Origin of the sequence: Flectobacillus rivi (genome assembly GCF_030056655.1) — a bacterium.
Lineage (GTDB): Bacteria > Bacteroidota > Bacteroidia > Cytophagales > Spirosomataceae > Flectobacillus > Flectobacillus rivi.
This window is the reverse complement of record NZ_JASHIE010000004.1, coordinates 199,923-220,730: the sequence shown is the minus strand read 5'-3', so window position 1 is coordinate 220,730 and position 20,808 is coordinate 199,923. Positions and strand designations below refer to the sequence as shown.

Here is a 20,808-nt window from a genome sequence, read left to right as displayed (position 1 = left end):
AACACTCGCTTTTTTGTTGAATCTATAAAATCTTACAATTCTCTAATCCAAACATTTCTGAAGCTTACTGCATTTCCGTGGTCTTGCAATGAGATTGGTCCTTTTGGTCCATGTACAGGATTGGTAGGCTGACCGATATAGTTGGTTACACCCTGAATTTTAGTATGATTTTGTACGATAATACCGTTGTGGATTACTGTAACATAACCAGGCGTTTCGATACCGCCATTAACTGTAAAACGTGGGGCTGTATAGATAATATCGTAAGTATTCCAATCACCTTGTTTCGCGGTTGCATTTACCATTGGAGGTGTTTGCTTGTAAACCGAACCCGCTTGACCATTACGATACGTTCTGTTTTTGTATGAATTTAATACTTGTACTTCGTAAATTCCGTGGAAGAAAACACCGCTATTGCCACGTCCTTGACTTTTTACATTCTCTGGCTCTTCAGGAGAACGCCATTCGATATGTAATTGGCAATCACCAAAATGCTTTTTAGTAGAGATATTTCCAGTACCTTTAACTACTGTAAATACGCCATCTTTCACCTCCCATTTAGCAGCACTACCGTCTTTGATAGACTCCCACTGATCAAGATTTTTGCCATCAAATAGCACGATAGCATCTGAAGGAATAGCTCCTGGGGTTACAACGCGAACTTCTGGGTCCCAATATTCAGTAGCGTCTGGCTTTTCAGGATTTTTTTCTACAAATCGGAAATCCTGTGCTTGAACTTTTAAGCCCAAAAGACAAACTGCGGCACTTAAAATTACCTTCTTCTTGATTTTCATTGGAAAAATTGTTTAAGTTTAAATTTTAATCTACAGTAAAACAATTCGACTGCTTTGAGTGTATCCAAATAAGACGTTTTGTCGTACTGTAATTCGGGAATAGTTATTGATTATAAAAATAGTTTTAAGTTTACCGAAATAAACTGTCTGTAAATTTAACAGCAAACTTGAATAAATATGAAAAATGCCCAAATTAATTGGATTAAATTCTATATCCTATCAGGGTTTATACTTATCTCTCATACTTTTTTTGGACAAAATACAGCTTTTCGCTATCTTGATGTAAATACCTTATGTAAAGACAAACGTGTATTGGCACTCCGAAACGAGCTGCCACAAGGTTGGAGATTTAAGACGAATGGATCAAATTTTTATATCGAACGTGTCGATGATGTATATTTGCCAAAAGAGGCGCTAAAAAGTGTAGAAATGGAGGCTCAGCCTGTTGAAAAATATGTAAACGGGAAAAAAATGCTACTTTTCAAAACCAAAGCATACTTTTTGATGAGTGTTGAGAAAAAATTGCCAACCAAACTCAATACCAAACAAAAGTCTATCATGAAAGCTATTTATGAGTCTGACTATTATACTTTTTTCCTCTGGCAAAAACATGGTTATTCGTATTCAAAAGCCATTTTGCCACAAAGTTTGTACGACGAATTTAGAGAGGTAGAAAAACTGTTGGCCGACTATTGGCTTTCCAGATAAGTTTTATCAGTATTTTGCTGATAAGCGATAACAATCATCGTTATTTTGGCTGCTGGTCTACCGCCAAAAGCCCAAGCTAAACTAACACATCTTTTTAACCCTAATACATTTACAATACGACATGAGACCAAAAATTGCAAAAAAAGCACCAGGAGAAAGATTAGTAAAGCGTATGCCATTGCGTACCAAATGGATTTTGTGCGCCGCTGCTGGTATTTTATTATTTGGATTTGGACTTTCTGTAGTAGCTACCGCTGCATTCAAAAAAGGCATGAATGAAGCCTTTTATATATGGTTCTTGCTAGGCTTGTATGGATTAATCTTGACAAGTTTGGGATTGGTATGCCTTGGGCAGGCTGTTCGTTTTAGATTGTTGATGGATATTAACAAGAAAATGAATAAGCAAGAAAAGGAGCTAGCAAAGCAAATTAAGAAATTGAACCACTTGGGTGAGGTACTTAGAAATAAGGAAGATAAAAAGGTGGAAAAGAAAGAGGATAAAAAGGATGATAGAAAAGGGAAACCCAATCAGAGAAAAGTAAACGAAAAACCAAAGGTAGAAAAACAAGAAAACCCCGCCACTACCGACGAGGTTTAAATCTCTTAGAAGAAATTTCGAAAATTACTTCGCAGCCTTCGCAGCAAATTCAGCTTTGATAGCTTCGATATCAATCAACTTGATTTCTGGCTTCAAACGCAAACGCTTAATTGCTTCGACTTTGTTTGTAGCTATAGCCTTATTTCTTCTGTCTTTTCTTTTTAGTCTTGTAACGGCCATTGTAAACAGATTTTTTGTTTGAGGTGCAAAATTACAGAATTAAACATTCTTATCCAACACAATATTGGATATTCCTTTGAGAAATACCCTGAAATATAGAGATTTTCGGATATTAAAACCCTTTAGGCTTCCAAAAACCTAAAGGGTTTGTTATTTTTGCAGACATTTTAAATAAAGAGTAGGAAATCCATAAATCAAGTTTGAATCTCAAAAATGCTTAAATATGTTGCGATTCAGCGATTTTATATTCGTTTTGCCCTCAAAAGCACCTACTTTTTAAGAGTTAATCAAATTACTAATTCAGAATCATGAGTAGCAAACCATCATTAGCAAGAGGAACTAGAGATTTTGGCCCAGAGAAAATGGTCAAAAGAAATTATATTTTTGACACAATCAAGGCCGTTTTTCAAAGATTTGGCTTCCAACCATTGGAAACTCCATCGATGGAAAATCTCTCGGTTTTGATGGGAAAGTATGGAGATGAAGGTGACCAACTTTTGTTTAAAATCTTGAATTCTGGAAACTTTTCTGAGAAAATCTCACAGACAGATTTGGATGAAGGGTATAAAAAACTAACGACCAAAATTTCAGAAAAAGGCTTGCGCTACGACTTGACTGTACCATTTGCAAGGTATGTAGTGATGAATCGTAACGAATTGCCTCTTCCTTTCAAAAGATACCAAATCCAACCAGTTTGGCGTGCGGATCGTCCTCAAAAAGGGCGTTATCGTGAATTTTATCAATGCGACGCCGACGTAGTAGGCACGGATTCTTTGATTTGTGAAGCCGAAATCGTGATGATGATTCAGGAAGTAATGCAAAGTTTGAATATCAACTTTAACCTCAAAATCAATAATCGTAAAATCCTTTCTGGTTTGTCCGAAGCTATTGGTGCTGCTGGACAAGAAGCTGCTTTAGCTGTAGCGATTGATAAATTAGATAAAATTGGTCAGGAAAAAGTAATGGAAGAGTTGGCGGAAAGAGGTTTCTCAGAGGAGGCTTTGGCTAATTTGACGCCTGTTTTCTCTATCACAGGTTCTAACCAAGAAAAGTTTACGAAGTTGGAGGAATTACTTCAAACTTCGGAAGTTGGTAAAAAAGGTATTGAAGAGCTTCGTGAAATGTGGAATTACATGACAGCCTTTGGCGTGACCGACGAAAATATTGAATTGGACATTACGCTTGCACGTGGTTTGTCGTACTACACTGGCGCTATTTTCGAGGTAAAAGCACTGGATGTTCAAATTGGCTCTATCACAGGAGGTGGTCGTTATGACAACCTAACAGGAACTTTTGGAGTACCAGGTTTGTCGGGAGTGGGTATTTCATTTGGAGTTGATCGTATTTATGATGTTTTGGAAGAATTGAATTTATTCCCTAATAACCAAGCGGTAACGACCAAATTATTATTCTGTCACTTTGGAAAAGAGGAGCAAAACTATACCTTGCCATTGCTTCGTGCTGCTCGTGAAAGAGGTATTAATGCAGAGGTTTTTCCAGACAATGCCAAAATCAAAAAACAATTGGATTACGCAGACCGTAAAAAGATTCCTTTTGTGGTAATTGTTGGTTCCGATGAGTTACAATCAGGTTTGTTGACTCTGAAAGACATGACTTCTGGGGAGCAGTTCAAACTTTCAATTGACGATATTTTTGCAAAAATTAACGAATAACTGATTACATCAATATAAATAAATAACCCCACCGACGAAAGTTAGTGGGGCTTTTTTATGGGTAATTCCCAAAGTTATTTGATGTATAGATTACCTAAATCAGCTTTGCTTCCTAAAAAAACATTAAAATCTACAGTTCCTTTGATACCCTCAACCCAGCCATTTTTGTTATGTTGCCAAAACCAAAGATTAGATCCATATCCCTTGAGTGTCTCGTTAGAATAATCCGCAATCCATAGTGGGTAATCGTCATAATTACCTTTGATAAACTTCTTATAAAAATTAGGATTGGTATAAATAATTGGCTTAGTGCCATAATGGTTTTCGACCATATTGAGCCACACGCCAATTTCTCTAATAATTTGCTCGTCAGATTTCAAGGAGTTTTGTTCGATATCCAAAACAGGAGCAAAGTCTCCTTTCTCGAGTTTTACTGAATTGATAAAGTTTTTTGCTTGCCCTACTGGTTCGCGCCAAGCAATGTAAAAGTGATAGGCACCACGTCGCATACCAAATTTGCGTGCATGCTCCCAGTTACGATCAAACTGACGGTCGGCGTGTGTAATACCTTCGGTAGCTTTCAAAAAGGCAAACTCTATTTTTCTATTATCTTCAAAACGCATCTTTTCGACTTTCTTCCAGTTAATTTCACCATTGTGGTGAGATACATCAATACCATGTACTTCGTATCGTAAAGGCATTGAAATTCCTACTTTCGAGACATTTTCCCAACCATTAGGATTAGGTCTGAAAAGCATCACAATGGCATAGATTCCCCAAATGATTAAGGAAACAATAGATAGGAAAATCGTGAGAAGTATGGCAATTTTTGTATTGCGTGGTAAAGCGAAATATCTTTTCAGTAATAGTTGAATCATATTGCAAAAATATAAAATTCGTAGTAAACTATTTCTGAACTACTTGCGCTTTTGGTAGAAGATTTTGACAGAAAATACAAACATGAGTCTTCTCTGATTTTGGAATAGGGGTTATTCTCTAACTATTTATCAAAAAAGCGTTCGAAAATTGTTTTTCGAACGCTTTTTGTTATGCCAGATGACTCGTTACTGGACACAAAGCATTGCGTCTCTACAGCTTAAAATAATCACTCATTCCCTCAATCTCAATTCACTCGATTAGAATTCGAAGTAAAACATAACATAAGACAACCTATTTGTTAGGCTGTGGTGTTGTACGCAAATATGGTTTAACTACTGTGAATCCTTTAGGGAATTTCTCAGCAGCATCTTCTGTTTTTACCGCAGGCGTAATAATTACATCCTCACCGTCTTTCCAGTCTGCTGGAGTCGCTACTTGATAGTTGGCAGTCAACTGCAAAGAATCAATCACACGAAGCAATTCTTGGAAGTTACGACCAGTAGAAGCTGGGTAAGTAAGCGTCAATTTGATTTTTTTATCTGGACCGATAATAAACACCGAGCGAACTGTAGCTTTTTCAGAAGCATTTGGGTGAATCATATCGTACAAAGTAGCAACGTTACGGCTTTCGTCAGCAATGATAGGAAAATTAACTGACACACCATTTACCTCTTCAATATCTGGAATCCAACGTTGGTGAGAGTCCAAATCATCTACCGAAACAGCAATAACTTTTACGCCTTTTTTCTCAAATTCACCTTTCAAAAGCGCTGTTTTACCTAACTCTGTAGTACAAACAGGAGTAAAATCAGCTGGGTGACTGAACAATAAAGCCCATGAATCGCCAATCCACTCGTGGAAATTGATTGTACCTTGCGTTGTTTCTGCCGTAAAGTCTGGGGCAATGTCTCCTAATCTTAATGACATAATAATATTTGTTTTAGGTTTATACTATGGGTACTCTAATTAGTCTATAAACTTACAAGATTATATTTGTTTTAGTTCCAGTTTTGAAGAAAACTTTATGAATCTTGATAAAAATCAACTTTTTTCGAAAAGATTTAGCCGAATATACAAAGATTAGGTCTATTTTTTATTATTTTAATGATAAATGTCCACTTTGATACCTTTAAATATCATCCAAAAAACACTCTTACTATGAAGTATCATTTTGCTAAATTAATGAATTATGAAGTTTGGGCAAACGAACAAGTTATCCAAGCCTTACAATCACTTGATAGACCAGATACACGCTCACTAGAACTATTATCACATATTTTGGCAGCTCATTTGACATGGTATAATCGTGCTAGAGAAGTTCGAGCGTATATTCCTTTATGGGAAACTAAGGATTTTTCGGAATGTGTAATTATGTTGAGAAATATTACTCAGAGATGGCAAGAACTCATAGATCAGAGTGAAGAATTGACCTTTGGGAGGACTGTATCCTATACTAATAGCAAGGACGAAACACATTTTTCTAGTTTATATGAAATACTTACACATTTGATGCTTCATTCGGGCTATCACCGTGGGCAATTGGTGAGTCATTTGAAGGGCAAAATGCAGGAACTACCTGTCACCGATTTTATTGTTTTTGCCAGAGAAGAAGTAAGAAAGTAAGGTAGCGAATGATGCGCATAAAAAAAGCTCCGTAGCGACGATAGAAAACAAATTTAGTATAATTCTATCGTCGCTACGGAGTTTTTGACTTAGCTCATAATTTCGCATTTATACCTAAACAGCAGGTTTTTCGATAACGAAGTTATGATTAGTATAAATACAAATATCTGCCGCAATGGTTAATCCTTCTCTAACCATTTCTTCAGCTGTTAGATGAGGAGCATGTTTTTTCAATGCCAAAGCTGCTGAAAGGGCATAGTTACTTCCTGAACCAATTGCAGCAATACCATTTTCTGGTTCTAGTACATCTCCTGTACCTGAAATAATCAAAGCCTCCTCTTTATCAGCTACAATCATCATGGCTTCTAATCTGCGCAAATAGCGGTCGGTACGCCAGTCTTTTGCTAATTCAATACTAGCACGCTTCATATTACCTCCAAAAGCATTGAGTTTTTCTTCAAATCTTTCCAAAAGGGTAAATGCATCGGCAGTAGAACCAGCGAAACCTGTCACAATTTTACCATTCAACAGTTTTCGGATTTTACGAACATGGTTTTTGGCTACGGTGCTTCCCATGGTTGCTTGTCCATCTGCTCCGATGGCTACCTCGCCATTGTGCACAATCGCCAAGACGGTGGTTGATCTAATTTTTTCCATCTATTTTCAAGAATAAAATGTTTGTCGGTAAAGAAACGAAAGACGTTAAGTCCTCTATAAAACACAAAAGATGAAAGACGCTTCCCATCTTTTGGATAAGAAGTATCTTTCATCTTTTGATGGTTCAAATACTTGGATTACACCAATAATTTGATTGGGTCTTCAAGTAATTGCTTGAATGTTTGCAAGAATGCAGCACCAGTTGCGCCATCCACAGTACGGTGGTCACAAGTTAATGTTACTTTCATTACGTTAGTAGCATAGAACTGTCCGTTTTTCACACCAACTGTTTCTTTGATACCACCTACAGCCAAGATACAAGATTCTGGTTGGTTGATGATAGAAGTAAACTCATCGATACCGAACATACCTAAGTTACTTACTGTAAATGTATTGCCTTCCCAATCTTTTGGTTGCAATTGTTTATTTTTAGCCTTACCACCCAAATCCTTCGCTTCAGCAGAGATTTGTGATAATGACTTCGTGTTAGCAAAACGAATTACTGGAACCAACAAACCGTCTTCAACTGCTACCGCCATACCAATGTGTACGTGGTGGTTGATACGAATTTTGTCGCCCAACCAGTAAGAGTTTACTTTCGGGTGTTTAGTCAATGCAGCAGCTACAGCTTTGATTACCATGTCATTGAACGAGATTTTCACAGGAGAGAATTCGTTCATTGAAGTACGAGCAGCCATAGCTTTGTCCATATTGATTTCCATCGTTAGATAGAATTCAGGAGCAGAGAATTTAGACTCAGACAAACGACGTGCGATAGTTTTACGCATTTGGTTTACTGAGAACTCTTCATAGCTTTCTTGACCCAAGATAGTTGCAGGTGCTGCCGCTGGTTTAGCCGCTGGAGCAGCCTTAGGAGCAGGTACATAATTGTCGATATCAGTTTTTACGATACGACCGTTTTCTCCTGAACCTTTTACCTCGTTCAAGTTGATACCTTTATCTTTCGCCAAAGCTTTCGCTAAAGGAGAAGCTTTCACACGGCCATCAGCAGAAGTTACAGTTGCTTCAGCTACAGGCGCTGCTGCTGGTGCAGGAGCTGCCGCAGGAGTAGCAGTTGCCACTGGCGCAGGCGCTGGTGTTGCTGCTGGTGCAGGAGCTGCTGGAGCAGAACCCGCTGATAACAATGCTTGATAGTTGGCACCAGGCTCACCAATCACAGCGATAACGTCATCTACTGCAACTGTTTTACCTTCTTCGATACCAATGTACAACAAGGTACAAGGAGAATATTTAGAAATATCAATGAAGTTATCAAGGTCAAACTCCATTGTAGCTTTGTCAGTTTCAACTTCTGCCAAAAGAGCTTCGCCAGGTTTGATTACATCCCCAACTTTACGAAGCCATGTTACAAGTGTACCTTCTGTCATGGTATCACTCATTTTTGGCATACCAATGATTTCTGCTTTGATACCTGACGTATCAACCGCAGGAGCTGCTGGAGCAGCAGGAGCCGCCGCAGGAGCTTCAGCAACAGGTGCAGGAGCTGCCGCAGCAGGAGCACCACTCAAGAGATGCTCGTATGCTTCGCCATTTTCACCGATGATAGCTATGATGCTATCGATAGGTACAGCTTTACCTTTTTCTAAGCCAATGTATAAAAGTCTACAATCTTTAAAATTGCTCAAGTCCATTCTCTCATCCAAATCAAGCTCCATTGTCGCTTTATCTGTTTCGATTTCAGCCAAAAGACCGTCGCCTGGCTTGAGGACGTCGCCAACTTTCTTGAGCCACTCTGCCACAACACCTTCAGTCATGGTGTCGCTCATTTTGGGCATCGTAATAATTTCTGCCATGATTCTTAGTTATAGGAAATTTATGGTCGAAGCAACTTGCGTTGCATCAATCTTTAATTAAAGGGATTGAAAATACCGTTTTAAAGTAATTCACAAATATAAAACAAGCATTAAAGCTAGACAACACATTTGTATTAGTCAATAACCACTAATCAAATCTTTTTTCTGGCGGTACCCTGTTTCATTTCAGACGCCAAAAATAAGAGTAAAGGATTTGTTTCAAAAGTTATCTTTGAAAAATATAATTTTGTCCTCTATTAATCCTGATAGTTTTTACTCAAACTTTCTATAATTAAATTTAGAAAAGTTAATTTTGCAATCCCAACGGGAAGTATCATTGTTAAAAGAAGTTTCCTTTGTTTTTTTACCCTGTTTTTGTAACGATTCTAATCACAATTTGTTTGGATTACTCCGTGATTTCTCTTGCTAGTTACATCAATCATGGTGTTTATCTTATAATACAGACTATCGGTAAAAGTGGTTCCGTAACTTAGCTCAGAATATTCTATCATGGTGTTAGCATTTCTGAGGAAGTATCCACCAACAATCTCTTTATGTACGAAGTTATTTACAACAAAACATATATTTCTTTAAGCCTCTGTTTGATTGCATGGCTGGCATTTAGGTTCAGACCGCAAATCGAATCATTTTTTGACCGTATAGGCAAAACTGTTTCTTTTTCCTTGTTAGCTATTGTATTTAGGATACTTCCGTTTTTGGTCGTATATCTATATTTCAGTTTTGATGCGCAGTCTGATGTGCAAATTTTTTGGCATTCAGCACAAAAGGCAAAAGAATTAGGTATTGTTTACCGTGACTTCCCTTCATTGTACTCGCCACTGTTTGCTTATATTACAGCTATTCCATTGGTATTTTGGGATACAGCAAAAGCTGTAACACTACTGATGATTATTTTCGAGCTGTTGATACTGCTGCTGACGATGCGTACTTACCGCAATGGGCTTTCGAATGGGCAAGTTTTATTCAAAACCTTGATTTATTTGTGTTTTCCTGCGCCTTTTATCTTCTGTGTAATAGGAGGTCAAGAGGATATTTGGATGTGGGGATTTGCTTGTTTGATGGTTTGGGTATGGTTAAAAGGCAAATCAGACTTTGTGTTGGGTGTGATTGTGGCGTTAGGATTAATCGTTACAAAAGCATTTTTTGTGCTTTTTGTACCTCCCATTTTTCTAAAACTGAGTAATCGCTGGAATTTTATTTTGGGAATGGCGGCATTAGGAATCCCTACATTAGCTTTCTTGTATTTGCATGGAGGCACTGCTTTTTTGATGCCAATTCAACTCGCACAAGAGCCAATGTGTCCTAATGTTTGGTCGATAACTTATCCGATATTCGGCGAATTAATCGCCAAATTTAATATTAGAATTTTAAACTGGATTGGACTTTTCGTGATTGTCGGGGTTTCGTCTTGGCAGGCAGTCAAATTCAAAAATCTTGAATTAAAACAATTTGTACCTTTTGTTTGGCTCGGTATTTTTGGCGTAATGATGATATTTCAAATAGGAGCGTACTCAAATTATATTTTTATCTATGCTATGCCAATGCTTTTTGGATTGGTCAATTTTGAAGATAAAAAGTTTTTTGTCTATTCTTTTATCATTCAAACGGCAGCCGTTTTACAACCTTCTCTTTGGTTTAGAATTGGAAAGCCTTTTTATAGCTGGTTATATTTCCTACAAATCAAGTTCGTTATTGAATATGCTTTTCAATTAATCATTTTCTTTGGGGTACTTTATTGGATGAAATCTGCGTACAAAGAGATGAAAAAATTGTAGGGTTCACAACAAACAAAAGCGCCATAAATACCATTTCATCGTGGTATTTATGGCGCTTTTGTTATTAAAACATAGCTTAAGCTAGGCAATCAGCTATGGACATTCGGCTAAAATGTGTCCATTCTGTCATTAGAAACCTACTTAAACTTTTACTATTTCCATCGTTTCGAGATATACTAGATATCCTTCTACTTCGGTATATCCCATGGCTTGATAGATTTTCTGGTAGTCTTTGACTTGGTATTTGTGGCTATTACTTTTTGACCCTGTTTTATAGTCCAGAATTACGATTTTTGAGCCCATTTTGATTACTCTATCTGGGCGTAATGGCGACTGATTGGGTCTTAGAATTTCTCTTTCATTTCTGATAAAGCGTTCTGGCACTTCAAAAAATGGACTGATTTCTGGCAAATCAATAATTTTTTGAATGGTTACTTTTAACTCTTCTTGCTCATTTTCAACTATTAATCCTTCACGCTGTAAATCTGCCAAAGCGCTGTCTATATCCTTCTTAGTTTTTATTTTGGCAAAAGCTGCGTGGACTTTATTTCCGTAATCTTTACTTTTTTCAAAAGTCTCTAAGTCGAATAGCCTTTCCGCTGATTGTTTGAGCTGAATCGTCTGACTACGTTCTGAAGTAACGATTTCTTGAATAATCATCGTAGGAGCAATCTTCTCTTTTTCGGGTTTTAAGACCTTTGGTAACCCTTCGTATAGTACCTTCGTAAAGGGTTCTTCAGGAGGTATTCCTTCGCCATCTACAAAGCGTAGCAATAAGCCACCGACAGTCTTATTGAGGTTTCTACTATCTCTTTTGATCACCATGTATAGCCTATCTTTAGGACGAGTAAGCGCCACGTAGAGCATATTTAGGCTTTCAAGAAAAGTTTCTTCTTTCTCTGCACGATATTCTTCTACTAAATGCGTATTTTCTAACTCCTTGACCATTTTGAGCGGTGCTGTCGTTAATGCTTTGGTAATATTCTCTTCGGCTTGTTCGACGATTAATTCTTCAAAAAGTCCTTCGTCTTCTAATCCAAACCAACGAGAAGAATTAAGTCCTGTGTCAATCGACCAATGACAATAAGGAATAATGACCACAGGAAACTCCAAACCTTTAGATTTATGTACACTCGTTACCGTAACGGCATTTTGCCCCGCTGGAGACATGATCGAAAGGCTTTCTTTTTTGTTTTCCCAATAATTGATAAAGTCAGTTAAGTGAGTACTTTTCATGTGCTGAAACTCAATGACAACATCCAAAAATCGGAAAATAAAGTCAAGTTCTTTGTCATGTTTGAAAAGTTCAAAAGTCTGTAATAACTTTTCGGCAATTTCGTACAAACTCATTTGCTGTAAGGCAGTGGGAACAAGGCTTTTATCAATTAAATCAAAAAACTTCAATATGTCACGACTCTCGATGGTTTCTTTGATAATCTTGTTTTCTTGGGTATTAGGGACTTTGTGTAAAACCACTCGATAGTACAAATACACGGCTTCATATTTGGCAAGGGCATTATCTGGATTTTGTACTACTTTCATAATCGCCATGATTAAATTGACGGCGTCTGAAGCGGCTAAACTCAAAGAATCAGAAGAAATTACATCGATATTTCGTTCCTTCAGTGCATTAGCGATGATCTTAGAATCCTTATTTCTACGACACAAAACGGCTACATCTTTGAGCTTGTAACCAATGGCAAGTACTTCTTCCAGAATTTGCTCAACTTTTTCAATCATCAAGCGGTCTGTTTCTTTTCCTATGATAAAATCAACCTGTACATGACCGCCCTCCAAAGGTTTTGCAGGTACTTTTTGCGCAAAATATTCATCATAAACCCTCGGCAAACTTGGTGCTATTGCCAAATACTCAGGGTCAACTTTGATGGCTTCAAATAAAGCGTTGTTAAAGCTGATGACTTCTGCCGAGCTTCGATAATTGGTATTCAAGTTTTCTGGCTTGATATAGGGGCGAATACTCTCATAGCGTTCTACCAAAAAGGTATCGTCGGCAATAGGTTTGGTCAAATCATCGATTTGCTTTTTGTGCAGGTTGACAATCAAACCCATTTCACCACCCCTGAATCGATAAATAGATTGTTTGGCGTCACCCACAGCCAAGTTGAAGTGCCCGCTGGCAAGGGCGTTTTCTATCAAAGGTAAAAAGTTATGCCATTGTAGGGTAGAAGTATCCTGAAATTCATCTATCAAAATATGATTATATCGTTCGCCCAAACGCTCATAAATAAAAGGAATAGGCTCATTTACGACAATTTCAAGGATTTTACGATTAAATTCTGAAATATGGATTTGTCCCGATTCGTCCTGAATAGCAGCGATTTCTTTTTTCAACTGACTCAACAAAGCGAGCTTTTTGATTTGCTTTAAGATTTCTCGATAAAGCAAAAATCTTGGTTTTAAACGCTTTTGCGCTTCTAATAGAAAGTTGCCTGTATCGGTTAGCGTATCGGCAATACCCATGATAGTGGCAGCGATAGGCTTGGTTGTACTTTTAGCATGCCAAGTATTGTCGGACAAAGCATTCAAAAATCTTGCGCCAGGTTCTTTAAAAATATCAGCACCGTTTGCCAATTGAATAAAATATCCAAACGGACCAGACTTTTTGAATGGAAAATCATCTACCGTCAAATCATTTTCGTTGGCAGTTTCAAGCGCAATAGCCACGATTTCTTTGATATGTTTTTCGACACCTTGATTAAAATCCTTGAGTTGCTGTTCAATTTTTAGAAAATCCAGAGGCTCCAGTGCACCTAATTTTTCAATATGTTCTTGAAATTGGTCATTCAATAAATCTCGACCAAAATTGGCAATCTCATCATTGATACCATTCCATGAGCGCCCATCGGTAGCTTTGTCTAAAGCAAAACTTTTGATGGCCTCTGTAATTTGCTCGTAGGTTTCGGTATTAGTTTTTTGTAATAATTGTTCAACGGCCGCATCCAATAGCACTTCAGAATCAAGGTTTACCTCAAAATTGAACGGAAAACCTAATTCTTCAGTAAAGGCACTTACCACTCGCTGAACAAACGAGTCGATCGTCGAAACTGAGAAGTTCGCGTATTCGTGTATGATATGCTTGAAAGTAGCGGAGGCACGGGCACGTAAGGTAACGTCGTCTATCTCGATACCTTCTTGCTGTAATTCTTCTAAAATCTGATTAAAAAGTCCTTGTTCAGTCGCTTGCTCTTGCGGATCGTTACTTGAAAAAATACGGAGATATTTCAAGATACGCTCTTTCATTTCGCCCGCTGCTTTGTTGGTAAATGTTACTGCCAAGATATGGTTGAAATACCAAGGAGATTTGGAACGAAGCGCTAGTTTGATGTATTCCTTTGCTAAAGTGTAGGTTTTCCCCGAACCCGCCGAGGAAGAATATATTTTAAAATATGTTTCGTGCTGTGATGCACTCAAAAAATCCGTCATAAGTTTTCCTGTTAAAGCTGAGGAGGTACATTTTGGAGATACAAATTTAGAGAAATATTTAGGCTATTTTTCTAAAACGAAAACTGAAAAAATATTCAGATTTTAAAGGTATTTTTAGGATAAAATCAAAAAGCTCCTTTTATCCTAACCGCCTACCATTCTTCACAAAAGCAGTATAACGAGTCTGACTTCCCTCCAAATTTAGCATGTGAACCACTGCTAATCAGCGGTTTGATACTTTCACATAACATATATACTTCAATGTTAGCATCCTATTCTACGTATGTGGTGATTTTTATACCCATACTTTGCCTCATTTTTTACAAATTCATTTTCCGTTTATTGGGTATTATCATTGTTCCAGAAGACCGTATTGGTCTAGTAACCAAGAAGTTTGTCTTATTTGGCGATAAAAAATCTTTGCCCGAAGGCAGGATTTTTGCCACCGAAGGAGAGGCTGGCTTTCAAGCAAAACCATTAGCGCCAGGGATTTATTTTTGGCTTTGGATTTGGCAGTACGATGTCGTATTACAACCCCTTACCGTAGTGCCAACAGGTAAAATTGGTTTGGTTTTGGCACGTGATGGTAAAGAATTAGAAACAGGCAGTATTTTAGCTCGCAAGGTCGAATGCGATGGTTTTCAAGATGCTGAAGCATTTTTGAAAATTGGTGGTCGAAAAGGTCGACAAACTGCCGTAATCACAGCGGGTTCTTACCGCATAAACACGCTTTTATTTGAAATAGAAATTACAGACATCACCGAAATTCAGGAGAATATGGTGGGAATTATCACCACAATGGATGGTGCGTCGATTCCTGTCGGACAAATTTCGGGTAAGCCTATCGATGGGCATAATAACTTTCAAGACGCCGACCAGTTTTTGAATGCTGGAGGTAATAAAGGTTTGCAACAGCAAGTAATCCTAGCGGGTTCGTATAACCTTAATCCGTGGTTTGCCCGCGTAGAAGAAATCCACATGACCGAGATTCCGATAGGACACGTTGGGGTTGTGATTTCGTATGTAGGTGAAGACGGCGTAGATATAAGCGGAACCGAGTTTAAGCATGGCAATATTGTGGAAAAAGGTTTTAAAGGAGTCTGGAACGAACCTCTTGGACCAGGTAAATATCCTTTAAATACCTATGTGCAAAAAATTGAATTGGTGCCAACGACCAACTTGGTATTAAACTGGGCGAGTGCTCGTTCTGAATCCCATCAGTTGGATAAAAACCTTTCGACGATTACAGTGCGTTCTAAAGATGGTTTCCCGTTTAATTTGGATGTTTCGCAAATCATTCATATTCCTAATTATGAAGCACCTAAAGTAATTGCTCGTTTTGGTAATATGAACAACTTGGTTAGTCAGGTGCTAGAACCAACGATTGGTAACTATTTCAGAAATTCGGCACAGGATTCAGATGTAATTTCGTTCTTGGGCTCTCGTGCCGAACGCCAAGACACCGCACGAAAGTATATTGCCGAAGTACTCAATCAATACAATGTAAATGCTGTAGATACGCTGATAGGGGATATCGTTCCGCCAGAATCTTTGATGAAAACATTGACCGATCGTAAGTTAGCTGAAGAACAAAAAGTAACTTATGATACCCAAAAAATGGCGCAAGAAACCCGTCAGGCATTAGAGAAAGAAACAGCGATTGCGGATATTCAGAAAGATATTGTAAAAGCCGACCAAGGTGTAGTAATTGCCGAAAGGGTTGCAGATGCTGCTGTGAAAAAGGCACAAGGGGAAGCTCAAAGTTTGAAACTACAAGCTGGCGCAGAGGCTGAAAGAGTAAAACTTCAAGCTAGTGCCGAGTCGGAGAGAGTTAAATTGTTGGCAACTGCTGAAGCTGAAAAAATTAGCAAAACTGGTAGTGCTGAGGCTGAGAAAATTCTGGCTATTGGTAAAGCCGAAGCAGAGTCGTATCAGTTGCAAGTATCAGCTATGGGTGGCGATAATTTCACACAATTAAAAATCACTGAAAGTATCGGTAAAGAAAAAATTAAAGTTATGCCTGATATTTTGATAACAGGTGGAAACAACGAACAAGGTGGTCCTTTAAGTGGACTTTTAGGGTTGAAATTGATGGAAGAGATGACTAAAAAACAAAAGAATGAAGAAAATCCTGCTGAATAATTTTCAGAAATAAAAACTATGAAACTAAAAACACCGACTGGCAATTTTGCGGTCGGTGTTTCATACACACAACATAAGTGGTATTTTGTTGTCTCTAATTGATATAGCATTACATTTGAATGCTAAACCAAATTTATTCTGCTTTCAGATTGATTACAATACTAATTATTAGGTATATTTCAAAAAACTAGCATGAAACGTTTGTTTGATACATTTTCCTTTTTTTTAATTGGAAAAAATAAAGAAGGAAGCTGCTGAAAGAAATCTGGATACTTGTCTGTTTCGCAATAATCTCCTAATTTGCTCTTTAACAGAATACCTACTTACCTCCATTTTCTATGCAGACACTCATTACAAACGATGCCATTGTTTTTGGTTTACTTATTGGAATTATTGCTTTTACCTTTTATACCTCAAGTATTAAGTCTCCTTTTTGGCAAAAGTTTTATCAAATTATTCCCAGTATTTTGGTTTGCTATTTTGTGCCAGGCTTACTCAATTCGTTTCATATTATCTCTGGAGAAGAATCTAAATTATATGCTGTAGCTTCGAAATTTCTGTTGCCAGCCTGTTTAGTCTATTTTACCATAAGTATCGATTTTCAAGCACTTAAAAAACTAGGTACTAAAGCTTTGATTGTGTTTTTGGCGGGTTCCTTGGGCGTGATGGTTGGTGGTCCTGTTTCAATTTGGATAGTCAAAACGATATGGCCAGAAGTACTAGCAGGAGACGTATGGCGAGGATTAGCCACCATTGCAGGTAGCTGGATAGGAGGAAGTGCCAATCAGACAGCATTGAAGGAAGTTTTTCAACCTAGTCCAGAGGTCTTTTCTCAGGCAATTGCCGTTGATGTGATTACTGCTGAATTGTGGCTAGCAGTATTGCTATTTGGGGTAGCTCGTAGTACCAAATTAGACAAATGGCTTGGCGCAGATACGTCAGCAGTGGAGGAAGTAAAGCAAAAAATGGAGGCAGAGGCAGCCAATCAACAACAAAGTTTGAGCGTGAAAGACTTGATGATGGTTTTGTTTGTGGGCTTTGGAACTACAGCAGTTGCACATGCCTGTGCTGACATGATTGTACCCTTTATCGAAACGCATTATCCTGATTTAAAGAAATTTAGTCTAACTTCATCATCGTTTTGGGTGATTTCTTTGGTTACGCTGTTTGGACTGGGATTATCACAAACTAAAGCTCGTCAGATAGAACGTATGGGAGCCTCACAATTTGGGTCGCTTTTTTTGTATATCCTCATTGCCACTATCGGTATGCAGATGAACGTTATTTCGGCGTTAGACAAACCTCAGCTATTTCTGATTGGAATTATCTGGATGTTTTTTCATGCAAGCTTTACTTTATTGGCGGCTTATCTGGTCAAAGCTCCCTTCTTTTTCACGGCTGTGGGTTCTCAGGCTAACGTAGGTGGTGCAGCTTCGGCGTCGGTAGTAGCGGCGGCTTTTCATCCTTCTTTGGCTTCGGTAGGTGTTTTGCTGGCAATATTAGGTTATGCCTTGGGCACGTATTGTGGTTACTTGACAGGTTTGATGATGCAATGGGTGAATAATTTAGTGATTTAGTGATTTTTGAATGGTGAATTAGTGAATTGTGAATTAGAAGTGTTCGAAGGATTTTATTTTGTTCACAAGTATTTTTATCGTTAGCATTTTTGTAGTAGTGGCAACCCTTGTGGTTGCCATGTTGAGTTGGGCAATCGGAAAAGTTGCCAACTGCAATTTTATTTAAAAAACAAAATTTAAACCTTCGTACTGTACTAATAGTGCGTTAATAATTGATTGTCTTGGACTTAAGTTTAAGTTTTGTTGATAAAATTGTGTGATGAAGCGTGCTTATTCGTAGACTATAGAGACCTATTGCCGTCCGCCTATAGCCGACTGCTGAAAGCCTAATAATATCTAAAAGAAAAGGGTTCTAGCCGAAGCTGGAACCCTTTGTTATTTGGAAAAAATCGTAAAAAATCTTGAAATGTTGAGGAGTGAAACATGGATTCGTAAAAAGCTTTTGAAAATACTCTCTCTTATACGACCACAAACCACTCTTTACTCTAGTAGGTACAATTACCTCTGTTCCTCAAATAAGAAACGATCGAATTCCTCATTACCTCGTCGATATATTCTAGGCACAAATCCTTTGTACCCATACGACCTGTTGTTTTCCAACCTGCTGGAACATCGTTTTCCGCAGGAATGATGGTATGAATATGACCATCACAAATCACCTGATAGATTGTTTCTTGTTTCATTGCAGCACTTATTTACGTAAAGTGATTAGAATGCGAATTATAAATATAACAAAAAAATCAAGAAAAAATTACATAAGTAGCAAAAAAACTATTAAATAATTATCAATAAATGGTTAAAATATATTTTGTAGATAGGTATTGAAGTGAAGAGCTTTGATTTTTGTATATAATTGAGAAAATTATTCCATAAACATTTGACAGTCAATGCTAACAGAAGAGGTGTAATATGTATGTATCATTCCAGAATTTTGACGATTTGACCATGGTTTTGGACAATTCTGTTCTTATTTTACACCTAATAAAAATTACCAAAGCTAAAAAGCTATTTTTTTCGGTATCTTATAACTGGTTTTCGTACTTTTGTCCAACAATTCCTTTTTATAAATTTAAAGACTAATCATGCTTAAATCTGTCCCGTTCAACCAAACTGTCGCCTTTCAACATTTAACAAAATTAAAAGCTGAAGTCGAACAAACACCTCTTAAAGAACTTTTCACAGCCGATTCAGAGCGTTTCGAGAAATACTCAATCCGTTTTGAAGACATTTTAGTTGATTATTCTAAAAACCTTATCAACGAAAAAACAAAAGCAGCTTTGATTGCTTTGGCGAACGAATGTGAATTGGATGATGCCATCGAACGTATGTTCACAGGCGATTTGATTAACAAAACAGAAAACCGTGCTGTATTGCACGTAGCGCTACGCAATCGCTCAAATACGCCTATCGCAGTTGGTGGCGAAGATGTGATGCCAGCGGTAAATGCTGTTTTGGATAAAATGAAAGACTTTTCTGAAAAAGTTATTTCAGGTGCTTGGAAAGGTTATTCAGATCAAGCTATTACCGACGTTGTAAATATCGGTATCGGTGGTTCGGATTTAGGCCCTGTAATGGTAACAGAGGCGTTGAAACCATACAAAAATCACCTTAATTTACACTTTGTATCTAACGTAGATGGTACTCATATTGCCGAAGTTTTGAAGAAAGTTAATCCAGAAACTACCTTGTTTTTGATTGCTTCTAAAACTTTCACAACGCAAGAAACCATGGCCAATGCACACTCAGCACGTGATTGGTTTGTAGCAAATGGTGGTTCGCTAGAGGCTGTTGCCAAGCATTTCGTAGCCATTTCAACTAATGAAAAAGAAGTAGTTAAATTCGGTATCGACTCTGCCAATATGTTTGGGTTCTGGGACTGGGTTGGTGGTCGCTACTCTTTGTGGTCGGCTATTGGTTTATCGATTGTCCTTTCTATTGGTTTCGAAAACTTTATTGAATTGTTAGAAGGTGCTCACGCCATGGATAAGCACTTCAGAACTACAGATTTCAACGAAAATATCCCCGTGATTTTGGCATTAGTAGGTATTTGGTATAATAATTTCTTCGATGCTGATTCTCATGCTTTGTTGCCTTATGACCAATATATGCACCGTTTTGCGGCCTATTTCCAACAAGGAGATATGGAGTCAAATGGTAAATATGTAGGTCGTGACGGAAAAGCCGTAGACTACCAAACAGGTCCAATTATCTGGGGCGAGCCAGGAACAAACGGTCAGCACGCCTTCTATCAATTGATTCACCAAGGTACAAAATTGATTCCTTGTGATTTCTTGGCGCCTGCACAATCTCAAAATGTGATTGGCAATCACCATCAATTATTGTTGTCGAACTTCTTTGCTCAAACTGAAGCATTGATGAACGGCAAAACGTATGAAGAAGTAGTAGCAGAATTTGAGAAAGCAGGTAAATCTGCTGAGGAAATTGCTGAACTAGCACCATTCAAAGTTTTCCAAGGAAACAGACCAACTAACTCTATCTTGTTCAAAAAATTGACTCCACGCACTTTGGGTAGCTTGGTAGCAATGTACGAGCACAAAATCTTTGTACAAGGAGTTATTTGGAATATCTTCAGCTACGACCAATGGGGTGTAGAATTAGGTAAGCAGTTGGCGAACAAGATTTTGCCAGAATTAGCTTCTGAAGATAGCATTACCTCGCACGACTCTTCAACTAATGGTTTGATTAACGCATACAAAGCTTGGAGATAGTGATTGAGCGAGTTGTGATTTAGTGATTGATTTTTATGAGTAGAGACGCAATGTTTGCGTCTAAAGATATATCAACTGGAATTATAGCTTCAAAAAGGGCGGTCGAAATTTGTTTTTGACCGCCTTTTTTGATTGATTATTGTTAAAACTAAATTTTAGTAATTGAAGAGTGATAGTCCAAGATAAATTCTCGA

16 protein-coding genes are annotated in these 20,808 nt (G+C 37.8%); 8 read left to right on the top strand and 8 right to left on the bottom strand.

Annotated features, from left to right (window positions below; all coding sequences use genetic code 11):
- Positions 1 to 32: 32 nt before the first annotated feature.
- A complete protein-coding gene (locus tag QM481_RS06960; protein WP_283381202.1) occupies positions 33 to 794 on the bottom strand; it encodes a 3-keto-disaccharide hydrolase in 762 nt (253 codons plus the stop codon).
- A 177-nt stretch (positions 795 to 971) separates the two neighbouring features.
- Between QM481_RS06960 and QM481_RS06955 the strand changes: the two genes are divergently transcribed.
- Positions 972 to 1,502 carry a hypothetical protein gene (locus QM481_RS06955; protein WP_166552406.1) on the top strand — a complete coding sequence of 177 codons (531 nt, stop codon included), beginning with the start codon at positions 972 to 974 and terminating at the stop codon, positions 1,500 to 1,502.
- Between the two features lie 121 nt (positions 1,503 to 1,623).
- Positions 1,624 to 2,100 carry a hypothetical protein gene (locus QM481_RS06950; RefSeq protein WP_166552405.1) on the top strand — a complete coding sequence of 159 codons (477 nt, stop codon included), beginning with the start codon at positions 1,624 to 1,626 and terminating at the stop codon, positions 2,098 to 2,100.
- Between the two features lie 24 nt (positions 2,101 to 2,124).
- Here the strand turns inward: QM481_RS06950 and QM481_RS06945 are convergent, their stop codons facing one another.
- Positions 2,125 to 2,280: a hypothetical protein gene (locus QM481_RS06945; RefSeq protein WP_166552404.1), complete on the bottom strand. Its 156-nt coding sequence runs from the start codon at positions 2,278 to 2,280 to the stop codon at positions 2,125 to 2,127.
- 308 nt (positions 2,281 to 2,588) lie between these two features.
- On the opposite strand from QM481_RS06945, the gene hisS reads away from it, so the two are divergent.
- Positions 2,589 to 3,953 (top strand): histidine--tRNA ligase, encoded by a 1,365-nt coding sequence (gene hisS / locus QM481_RS06940; protein ID WP_283381201.1) that lies wholly within the window; start codon positions 2,589 to 2,591, stop codon positions 3,951 to 3,953.
- Positions 3,954 to 4,027: 74 nt separating this feature from the next.
- Here hisS and QM481_RS06935 read toward each other — a convergent pair whose 3' ends face one another.
- Both QM481_RS06935 and QM481_RS06930 read right to left on the bottom strand, forming a co-directional pair.
- The gene (locus QM481_RS06935; protein WP_283381200.1) at positions 4,028 to 4,831 is read right to left on the bottom strand and encodes a glycoside hydrolase family 25 protein; all 804 of its coding nucleotides are present in this window, start codon (positions 4,829 to 4,831) and stop codon (positions 4,028 to 4,030) included.
- A gap of 292 nt (positions 4,832 to 5,123) precedes the next feature.
- Positions 5,124 to 5,759, bottom strand: a complete 636-nt coding sequence (locus tag QM481_RS06930; RefSeq protein ID WP_166552402.1) for a peroxiredoxin — start codon at positions 5,757 to 5,759, stop codon at positions 5,124 to 5,126.
- Between the two features lie 231 nt (positions 5,760 to 5,990).
- Here QM481_RS06930 and QM481_RS06925 point away from each other — a divergent pair, with 231 nt between their 5' ends.
- The gene (locus QM481_RS06925; protein WP_283369125.1) at positions 5,991 to 6,455 is read left to right on the top strand and encodes a DinB family protein; all 465 of its coding nucleotides are present in this window, start codon (positions 5,991 to 5,993) and stop codon (positions 6,453 to 6,455) included.
- Between the two features lie 114 nt (positions 6,456 to 6,569).
- Here QM481_RS06925 and hslV read toward each other — a convergent pair whose 3' ends face one another.
- Positions 6,570 to 7,112: an ATP-dependent protease subunit HslV gene (hslV, locus tag QM481_RS06920; protein WP_095162887.1), complete on the bottom strand. Its 543-nt coding sequence runs from the start codon at positions 7,110 to 7,112 to the stop codon at positions 6,570 to 6,572.
- Positions 7,113 to 7,249: 137 nt separating this feature from the next.
- The gene (locus tag QM481_RS06915; RefSeq protein ID WP_283381199.1) at positions 7,250 to 8,926 is read right to left on the bottom strand and encodes a dihydrolipoyl dehydrogenase family protein; all 1,677 of its coding nucleotides are present in this window, start codon (positions 8,924 to 8,926) and stop codon (positions 7,250 to 7,252) included.
- A gap of 554 nt (positions 8,927 to 9,480) precedes the next feature.
- On the opposite strand from QM481_RS06915, the gene QM481_RS06910 reads away from it, so the two are divergent.
- Positions 9,481 to 10,722 (top strand): hypothetical protein, encoded by a 1,242-nt coding sequence (locus QM481_RS06910; protein ID WP_283381198.1) that lies wholly within the window; start codon positions 9,481 to 9,483, stop codon positions 10,720 to 10,722.
- Positions 10,723 to 10,863: 141 nt separating this feature from the next.
- Here the strand turns inward: QM481_RS06910 and QM481_RS06905 are convergent, their stop codons facing one another.
- Positions 10,864 to 14,166 carry a UvrD-helicase domain-containing protein gene (locus QM481_RS06905; RefSeq protein ID WP_283381197.1) on the bottom strand — a complete coding sequence of 1,101 codons (3,303 nt, stop codon included), beginning with the start codon at positions 14,164 to 14,166 and terminating at the stop codon, positions 10,864 to 10,866.
- A gap of 261 nt (positions 14,167 to 14,427) precedes the next feature.
- On the opposite strand from QM481_RS06905, the gene QM481_RS06900 reads away from it, so the two are divergent.
- The gene (locus QM481_RS06900) at positions 14,428 to 16,308 is read left to right on the top strand and encodes an SPFH domain-containing protein (RefSeq protein ID WP_283381196.1); all 1,881 of its coding nucleotides are present in this window, start codon (positions 14,428 to 14,430) and stop codon (positions 16,306 to 16,308) included.
- 338 nt (positions 16,309 to 16,646) lie between these two features.
- On the top strand, positions 16,647 to 17,885 hold the full coding sequence (locus QM481_RS06895) for a DUF819 family protein (protein WP_283381195.1): 1,239 nt from the start codon (positions 16,647 to 16,649) through the stop codon (positions 17,883 to 17,885).
- Between the two features lie 485 nt (positions 17,886 to 18,370).
- Here the strand turns inward: QM481_RS06895 and QM481_RS06890 are convergent, their stop codons facing one another.
- Complete coding sequence (locus QM481_RS06890) at positions 18,371 to 18,568, bottom strand: MbtH family NRPS accessory protein (RefSeq protein ID WP_166552395.1); 198 nt, start codon at positions 18,566 to 18,568, stop codon at positions 18,371 to 18,373.
- A 399-nt stretch (positions 18,569 to 18,967) separates the two neighbouring features.
- Between QM481_RS06890 and pgi the strand changes: the two genes are divergently transcribed.
- On the top strand, positions 18,968 to 20,614 hold the full coding sequence (pgi, locus tag QM481_RS06885; RefSeq protein ID WP_166552394.1) for a glucose-6-phosphate isomerase: 1,647 nt from the start codon (positions 18,968 to 18,970) through the stop codon (positions 20,612 to 20,614).
- Positions 20,615 to 20,808: the final 194 nt, after the last annotated feature.

What these genes read in the sequence shown, in the direction of transcription:
- hisS (WP_283381201.1), top strand. Translation starts at nt 2,589, where the DNA reads ATGAGTAGCAAACCATCATTAGCAAGAGGAACTAGAGATTTTGGCCCA.
- QM481_RS06910 (WP_283381198.1), top strand. Translation starts at nt 9,481, where the DNA reads ATGTACGAAGTTATTTACAACAAAACATATATTTCTTTAAGCCTCTGT.
- QM481_RS06900 (WP_283381196.1), top strand. Translation starts at nt 14,428, where the DNA reads ATGTTAGCATCCTATTCTACGTATGTGGTGATTTTTATACCCATACTT.
- QM481_RS06945 (WP_166552404.1), bottom strand. Translation starts at nt 2,280, where the DNA reads ATGGCCGTTACAAGACTAAAAAGAAAAGACAGAAGAAATAAGGCTATA.
- QM481_RS06915 (WP_283381199.1), bottom strand. Translation starts at nt 8,926, where the DNA reads ATGGCAGAAATTATTACGATGCCCAAAATGAGCGACACCATGACTGAA.
- QM481_RS06905 (WP_283381197.1), bottom strand. Translation starts at nt 14,166, where the DNA reads ATGACGGATTTTTTGAGTGCATCACAGCACGAAACATATTTTAAAATA.
- QM481_RS06955 (WP_166552406.1), top strand. Translation starts at nt 972, where the DNA reads ATGAAAAATGCCCAAATTAATTGGATTAAATTCTATATCCTATCAGGG.
- pgi (WP_166552394.1), top strand. Translation starts at nt 18,968, where the DNA reads ATGCTTAAATCTGTCCCGTTCAACCAAACTGTCGCCTTTCAACATTTA.
- QM481_RS06935 (WP_283381200.1), bottom strand. Translation starts at nt 4,831, where the DNA reads ATGATTCAACTATTACTGAAAAGATATTTCGCTTTACCACGCAATACA.
- QM481_RS06960 (WP_283381202.1), bottom strand. Translation starts at nt 794, where the DNA reads ATGAAAATCAAGAAGAAGGTAATTTTAAGTGCCGCAGTTTGTCTTTTG.
- QM481_RS06925 (WP_283369125.1), top strand. Translation starts at nt 5,991, where the DNA reads ATGAAGTATCATTTTGCTAAATTAATGAATTATGAAGTTTGGGCAAAC.
- hslV (WP_095162887.1), bottom strand. Translation starts at nt 7,112, where the DNA reads ATGGAAAAAATTAGATCAACCACCGTCTTGGCGATTGTGCACAATGGC.
- QM481_RS06890 (WP_166552395.1), bottom strand. Translation starts at nt 18,568, where the DNA reads ATGAAACAAGAAACAATCTATCAGGTGATTTGTGATGGTCATATTCAT.
- QM481_RS06950 (WP_166552405.1), top strand. Translation starts at nt 1,624, where the DNA reads ATGAGACCAAAAATTGCAAAAAAAGCACCAGGAGAAAGATTAGTAAAG.
- QM481_RS06930 (WP_166552402.1), bottom strand. Translation starts at nt 5,759, where the DNA reads ATGTCATTAAGATTAGGAGACATTGCCCCAGACTTTACGGCAGAAACA.
- QM481_RS06895 (WP_283381195.1), top strand. Translation starts at nt 16,647, where the DNA reads ATGCAGACACTCATTACAAACGATGCCATTGTTTTTGGTTTACTTATT.